Source organism: Actinoplanes sp. NPDC048791, from assembly GCF_040650095.1.
Lineage (GTDB): Bacteria > Actinomycetota > Actinomycetes > Mycobacteriales > Micromonosporaceae > Actinoplanes.
In genome coordinates this window covers 1-6,707 of the sequence record NZ_JBEZGQ010000430.1, presented here as the reverse complement: position 1 = coordinate 6,707, position 6,707 = coordinate 1, and the positions used below count along the sequence as shown (strand labels likewise).

The window sequence follows — 6,707 nt, the reverse complement described above, 5'->3', positions numbered from 1 at the left end:
CACGCCGCCGGTACCGAGCGACGTCATCGTGCTGCCGGGCAGCCAGAGCGGCCTCAGCTCGGTGTTCCGCGCGCTGGTGGGCCCTGGGCAGTCGGTGCTGCTGGAGTCGCCGACGTACTGGGGCGCGATCATCGCCGCGCAGCAGGCCGGCGTACGGGTTGTGCCCGTGCCCAGCGGTCCGGCCGGGCCGGACCCGGACGATCTCGCGCGGGCGTTCGCGGAGACCTCCGCCCGGCTGTTCTACGCGCAGCCGAACTACGCCAACCCGACCGGCGGACAGTGGCCGGCGGCGCTGCACGACCAGGTGCTGGAGGTGGTCCGGCAGCACCGCGCATTCCTGGTCGAGGACGACTGGGCGCACGACCTCGCCATCACCGGCGCCGCGACCCCGGTCGCCGCCCACGACGACGGCGGCCACGTCGTCTATCTGCGGTCGCTGACCAAGAGTGTGTCGCCGGCCGTCCGTGTCGCCGCGGTCATCGCCCGTGGCCCGGCCCGTGACCGCATCCTGGCCGACCGCGGCGCCGAGTCGATGTACGTCAGCGGTCTGCTCCAGGCGGCGGCGCTCGACATCGTGACGCAGCCGGGCTGGCAGACCCACCTGCGCGGGTTGCGGCACCAGCTCGGCGCCCGCCGCGATCTGCTGGTCACGGCCGTCCGCGAGCACGTCCCGCAGGCAAGTCTTGAACACGTGCCGGCCGGTGGGCTGAACCTGTGGTTACGTATGCCCGACGGCACGGACCTCGCTCGGCTGGCCACCGACTGCGAGGCCGCCGGGCTGATCCTCGCTCCTGGGACCGAATGGTTCCCGGCGGAACCGACCGGCCCGTTCGTGCGGCTGAACTATGCGGGTCCCAACCCCGCTGCTTTCGCCGAGGGGGCGCGCATCCTCGGGCGGGCCCTGGCCGGTCAGCTCGCCTGATCCGCGCGAAGTCTGTACTCGCCGGACGCGACGGCGCGCCGGACCGCTGCGGCCGTCTGCGCGACGTCGAGGGCGCCCGTGTCGATCGCGTGGCCCTCGAGGTTGCCGAGCTGGGCGAAGGCGGCGTGCAGGCCGGTGATGGCGTCGGTGTCCTTGAGCTCGTGGCCCGCGCGGGTGGTGGCGCGGGCCAAGGTCGTGGTCAGATCGGGCCTCAGGACCACATAGGACACCCTTGGCTGCTCGCGTCCGGCGAGCGCGCGGAACGGTCGCAGGAACCACGGCCCGAGGATCCCGTCCACCACGACGTCGTAACCGCCGCGCGCGAACGTCGCCACGGTGCCGACGATCGCCTCGATGACCACCTCGTTCTGCCGCTGCGCCGCGGGCAGGAACGGCAGGACGAAGCCGGTGCGGATCGAGCGGTAGAACATGTCGGTCACCAGATGGACGGTGGGGACTTCGGCGTCGGTGGCGAGTAGCTCAGCCACGGTTGTCTTTCCGGCGCCGGGCGGGCCGGTCAGGATGGTCACTTCGCTGGTCACGCCCGGAAAGGTAGCTACGGGACCCGCCGAGAAACAGTCTTGTCTTTCTCCGCGCCGTGCCCCGGCCGGGTTTCCGGTCCGAAGTCGACGGTGGGCGGAAATTGTCGGACCCGGTCGGTACGGTCCGTACCCCTGCATCCGCACGCCGAAGGGTGGCCCTCATGCCTGCCGAGACGACGTACCTCGAGCTCTCCGAAGACGGCGGCAGCGCCCACAAGTTCTATGAGGTGACCGTCGACGGCACCGAGCTGACCATCCGTTTCGGGCGGATCGGTGAGCGGGGACAGCTGCGGCAGTCGTCCTTCACCAGCCGGGACAAGGCGACGGCCGAGGCGGCGAAGAAGATCGGCGAGAAGGTCCGCAAGGGGTACGCCCCGGCTGTCCCCGGCGGGCGGGCGAAGCGGGCCGTCTCCCGGCGGCAGATCATCAGCAGCCGCTCGACCGCCACCCGGGCGCCGGTGCTGTGGCGCTACGCCTCGCACAGTCCCGCGTTCGGCATCTTCGTCGACGACGACGTGTGCATGGTCGGCAACGAGAGCGGCCTGATCACGACACTGAGCCACGATGCCGAGGTGCTGAGCCAGTTCCGGCTGCCCGAGGGCGTGAAGTGCATCGTCGCCGACGACGGCTGGATCTATGCCGGGTGCGACGACGGCAACGTCTACGACCTGTCCGGGAAGGTCCCCCGGCTGGCCTACCGGATCGCTCCCGAGATCGACATCTACTGGCTGGACATCCACGACGGCGTCCTCGGGGTGTCCGACGCCAACGGTGGCATCTCGGCGATCGACCACGAGGACGAGTTCCTCTGGCAGCGGCCCGGGCGGGGCTCGTCGGCCTGGATGGTGCGGTGCGATCCCGGCGCAGTGCACCACGGTCACTCGGGCGGGGTCACTAGCTACGACTGGCGCACCGGGCGCGAGCTCTGGCACACCCGCACCGGCGCGGTGCTGTTCGGCTGGCAGGAGCGCGACACCCTGTACGCGGGCACCGCCACCCGGCAGGTGGTCGAGCTGGGCAAGGACGGGTCGGCCCGGCAGACGTACCGCTGTGACGCGGCGGTGTATTCGTGCGCCACGGCCGCCGACGGCCGTTACGTCTTCGCCGGTGACAGTGCCTCGTCCATCTACTGCTTCGACGCCGCCGGGACCAGGCTGTGGAAGCTGGGCACGGGCTGCGGCTCGGCGTACTCGATGCAGTACCGCGACGAGCGGCTCTACATCGTGACCACCGACGGCTCCCTGGCCTGCATCGACGCCAGCGAGGAGGCGATCCGGTCCGCGGTCGGCGGCAGCGTTCCGCAGGTGGTCGACGTGAAGGCACCGCCGCGCATGCCCGCGGTCGTCCCGTCGACCACTGTGGAGATCGTCCACGACGTGGCGGGTGGTGTGGTGGTCGAGTGCGTCGACGAGGGCGGCCGGCTGCGGATCCGGGTCGTGTCGACCGGCTACCACCGCGACTGGCAGGTCCAGTTCCCGAAGGGCATCCGCGAGCACGGCAGCCGCTACGTCGTGACCGGGATCCGCGAGGCGAGCCGCGGCGGCTTCTACCGGGCGTACGGCGAGATCCGCCGCCTGGTCTAGCCGCCGCGACCGGGCACTAGCCTGCGGGGATGATCACGCTGACGCCGATGCTGGAGCGATGGGCGGCCGACTGCCCGTTCTGGCCGGTTGATCCGACCGATTACCTTCTCCCGGTCCCGGGCCGGCCGACGCCGCGGCAGGTGGGCACGGTGATGTGGGCACTGATCGGACGCAGCGCCACCGCGGATGACTTGTCGATCACTGCCGGGGATGCCACCGAGGCGATCAGAACGTATGTGGCCTGCGAGGACGAGGACTACGCGCCGGGTGGCCTGCGGGTCGTGGCCGGCGATGTCGTCATCGACCCCGGCTGCTGCATCGGCCTGGACGAGTGGCGCGACTGGCTGCGCATCGCCGGCGGTGCGGTGATCGATCTCGGGCACGACCCCGACGTTCTGATGGAGCACCGCGGTTCCGTGGTCCGGATGTGGCAGGACGGTGGTCACCTTCCGTCAGGGCAGCGGCCGGACCCCGGCGAACCACACATCGACGTGCCGCGCGACGCCCTGCCGGCAATGCTGGGCGCTGTCCAGGAGGAGCTCGCCGGTTTCCTGGCCGCCATGCGTCCCTGGGCGCATGACCTCGCCCCCGAGCTGGCGGATCCGCTCGCTGATGCGGTGGACCGGCGTCTGCAGATCAGCGCACCTCTCGGAAGCTGACGCAGGCCGCGCCGGTGCGGGGAACCAGCCGGATCGGCGACAGGACTAGCGCTCTGAAAGTTTTCATGCATACTCTGCTGGGGTGAATGACGGAGCGGCCAGGACGGCCGAGCGGGTGGTGGATCTCTTCCAGGGCGCCCGGCTCACCCCCACGCAGCGGCGGATCGCGCACAGCCTCGTGCAGCACGCGCCCTCCGCGGCCTACCTCTCCGCCGCCGAGGTCGCCGAGCTGGCCGGGGTGAGCCAGCCGTCGGTCACCCGGTTCGCCATGGCCCTGGGCTACGCCGGCTATCCCGCCCTGCGGCGCGAGCTGCGCGCCCTGGTCGGGGTCGGCACCCCACCCGCCGACAACGGCGACAACCCCGTGCAGCGGGCCCTGCGGGCCGAGACCCAGCACCTGGAACGCATGGCCGACCAGTTGAGCAGCCTCGACGCCGTGCAGCAGGCCGCCCGGCTACTCGCGGCCAGCCGTCCGCTGCCGGTGCTGGGGCTGCGCGCCGCCGGACCGCTCGCGGCGTACTTCGGCTACTTCGCCGCCAAGGTGCACCCGGACGTCCGGGTGCTCGACGATGGCGGCACGATGCTGCTGGATCGGCTCGATCAGGCCCGCGCGGCCGGCGCGACCGCGATGCTGGCGATTGTGCTGCCGCGCTATCCGCGGGAGACCCTGGAGGTGATCCGCGAGGCCGGGGCCGCCGGTCTGGCCGTCGTCGCGCTCACCGACTCGGCGGTGAGCCCGGCCGCCGCGCACGCCGACGTGGTGCTGCCCGCCCCGGTCGGCACCCAGCTGGTGTTCGACCTGCACACCGGCCCGATGGCCATGGCCATGGTGCTGCTCCAGGCGATGTGCGACGCCGCGCCCGAGCAGGCCCAGCGCCGCCTGGAGGAGTTCGAGGCGACCGCCTCCCGCCGCCACATCTTCGAAGCGTGAAGGAGTTCGGTATGTCAGTGCGAGCGCCACGGGGCACCACCCGTACCGCCAAGGGGTGGCCGCAGGAGGCCGCCAAGCGGATGTTGCTCAACAACCTCGACCCCGACGTGGCCGAGCGCCCCGACGACCTGGTCGTCTACGGCGGCACCGGGCGCGCCGCCCGGAACTGGCCGTCGTTGCACGCGATCGTCCGGGAGCTGGACGTGCTGGCCGACGACGAGACGCTGCTGGTGCAGTCGGGCAAGCCGGTCGGGGTGTTCCGCACCCACGAGTGGGCGCCGCGGGTGCTGCTGGCCAACTCCAACCTCGTCGGGGACTGGGCGACCTGGCCGGAGTTCCGCCGCCTGGAGCAGCTCGGCCTGACCATGTACGGCCAGATGACCGCCGGCTCCTGGATCTACATCGGCACCCAGGGCATCCTGCAGGGCACCTACGAGACGTTCGCGGCCGTGGCGGCGAAGCGGTTCGGCGGCGACCTGGCCGGCACGTTGACGCTGACCGCCGGCTGCGGCGGTATGGGTGGCGCCCAGCCGCTCGCGGTCACCATGAACGGCGGCGTCTGCCTGATCGTGGACGTCGACGAGTCGCGGCTGCGGCGCCGGGTCAAGGACCGCTACCTGGACACGGTGGCGGCCGACCTGGACGACGCCGTCCGGCAGGCCGAGGCGGCCAAGCGGGACCGCAAGGCGGTCAGCATCGGGGTCGCCGGCAACGCCGCCGAGGTGTTCCCCGAGCTGCTGCGCCGCGGGGTGGCGATCGACATCGTCACCGACCAGACCAGCGCCCACGACCCGCTGAGCTACGTGCCGATCGGCATCGACCCGGGTGACGCCGCCGACTATGCGGCAGCCAAGCCCGAGGAGTTCACCGACCGCGCGCGGGAGAGCATGGCCCGGCACGTCGAGGCGATGGTCGGCTTCCTCGACGCCGGGGCCGAGGTGTTCGACTACGGCAACTCCATCCGCGGCGAGGCCCAGCTCGGCGGGTACGACCGGGCGTTCGCGTTCCCCGGGTTCGTGCCCGCGTACATCCGGCCGTTGTTCGCCGAGGGCAAGGGGCCGTTCCGCTGGGCCGCGCTGTCCGGCGACCCGGCCGACATCGCCGCCACCGACCGGGCCGTGCTGGAGCTGTTCCCGGACAACGAGCCGCTGGCCCGGTGGATCCGGCTGGCCGGCGAGCGGGTCGCCTTCCAGGGGCTGCCGGCGCGGATCTGCTGGCTCGGCTACGGCGAACGCGACAAGGCCGGGGTCCGGTTCAACGACATGGTGGCTCGCGGCGAGGTCTCCGCGCCGCTGGTCATCGGGCGTGACCACCTCGACGCGGGGTCGGTGGCCTCGCCGTACCGGGAGACCGAGGCGATGCTGGACGGCTCGGACGCGATCGCCGACTGGCCGCTGCTGAACGCGATGATCAACACGGCGAGCGGGGCGAGCTGGGTGTCCATCCATCACGGCGGTGGCGTCGGCATCGGCCGGTCGATCCACGCCGGGCAGGTCTGCGTCGCCGACGGCACCGCCCTGGCCGGGCAGAAGATCGAACGCGTGCTCACCAACGACCCGGGCATGGGCGTGATCCGGCACGTCGACGCCGGCTACGAGTCCGCCGCCGCGGCCGACGTGCACATCCCCATGCGAGAAAAAGAATGACCGCGGCCTTCCCGCGACTCTGGGCCGAGATCGCGCCCATCGGCCGCGACCGGACCGGCGGTTATCTGCGGTACGCCCTCAGCGACCCCGAGCTGATCCTGCGCGACTGGTTCCGCAACCAGGCCGACCGCCGCGACATGACGGTCACCGACGACGGCAACGGCAACCTGTTCGCCTGGTGGGGCCGGCAGTGGGGGCCCGGCACCGTGCTGACCGGCTCGCACTTCGACTCGGTCCCGCACGGCGGCGGCTACGACGGCCCGCTCGGCATCGTCAGCGCGTTCCTGGCCGTCGACCGGCTCCGGGCCGCGGGCGTGACGCCGTCGCGACCGATCGGCGTGGCCGCGTTCGTCGAGGAGGAGGGTGGCCGCTTCGGCCTGCCCTGCCTCGGTTCCCGGCTGCTGACCGGCGCGATCGACCCGGA

The 6,707-nt window shown here is 72.0% G+C and carries 6 protein-coding genes and 1 pseudogene; 6 read left to right on the top strand and 1 reads right to left on the bottom strand.

From position 1 onward, the window contains the following. Window positions 1-922: PLP-dependent aminotransferase family protein (locus AB0C29_RS26910; RefSeq protein ID WP_360825485.1), on the top strand; the 922-nt coding region annotated here is incomplete at its 5' end. Here the strand turns inward: AB0C29_RS26910 and AB0C29_RS26905 are convergent. Beyond that, a complete protein-coding gene (locus AB0C29_RS26905; RefSeq protein WP_360825482.1) occupies window positions 910-1,464 on the bottom strand; it encodes an AAA family ATPase in 555 nt (184 codons plus the stop codon). The two genes, AB0C29_RS26910 and AB0C29_RS26905, sit on opposite strands and share 13 nt — an antisense overlap. Window positions 1,465-1,625: 161 nt before the next feature. Here AB0C29_RS26905 and AB0C29_RS26900 point away from each other — a divergent pair, with 161 nt between their 5' ends. The 5 genes and pseudogenes from AB0C29_RS26900 to AB0C29_RS26880 all read left to right on the top strand — a co-directional run. Next, entirely contained in the window at window positions 1,626-3,047 is a 1,422-nt protein-coding gene (locus AB0C29_RS26900; RefSeq protein WP_360825479.1) for a WGR domain-containing protein, read from the top strand. A gap of 29 nt (window positions 3,048-3,076) precedes the next feature. Beyond that, window positions 3,077-3,706, top strand: coding sequence for a hypothetical protein (locus AB0C29_RS26895; protein ID WP_360825476.1), 630 nt, complete (start codon window positions 3,077-3,079; stop codon window positions 3,704-3,706). An 82-nt stretch (window positions 3,707-3,788) separates the two neighbouring features. Next, window positions 3,789-4,637: a MurR/RpiR family transcriptional regulator gene (locus AB0C29_RS26890; RefSeq protein WP_360825473.1), complete on the top strand. Its 849-nt coding sequence runs from the start codon at window positions 3,789-3,791 to the stop codon at window positions 4,635-4,637. Window positions 4,638-4,648: 11 nt separating this feature from the next. Then, window positions 4,649-6,283: a urocanate hydratase gene (gene hutU, locus AB0C29_RS26885; protein WP_360825470.1), complete on the top strand. Its 1,635-nt coding sequence runs from the start codon at window positions 4,649-4,651 to the stop codon at window positions 6,281-6,283. Then, window positions 6,280-6,707 (top strand): annotated as a pseudogene (locus AB0C29_RS26880) (allantoate amidohydrolase); the annotation flags it as partial. The gene hutU and the pseudogene AB0C29_RS26880, both read left to right, overlap by 4 nt.

Coding starts and splice junctions, on each gene's coding strand:
- AB0C29_RS26900 (WP_360825479.1), top strand. CDS start 1,626: ATGCCTGCCGAGACGACGTACCTCGAGCTCTCCGAAGACGGCGGCAGC.
- AB0C29_RS26895 (WP_360825476.1), top strand. CDS start 3,077: ATGATCACGCTGACGCCGATGCTGGAGCGATGGGCGGCCGACTGCCCG.
- hutU (WP_360825470.1), top strand. CDS start 4,649: ATGTCAGTGCGAGCGCCACGGGGCACCACCCGTACCGCCAAGGGGTGG.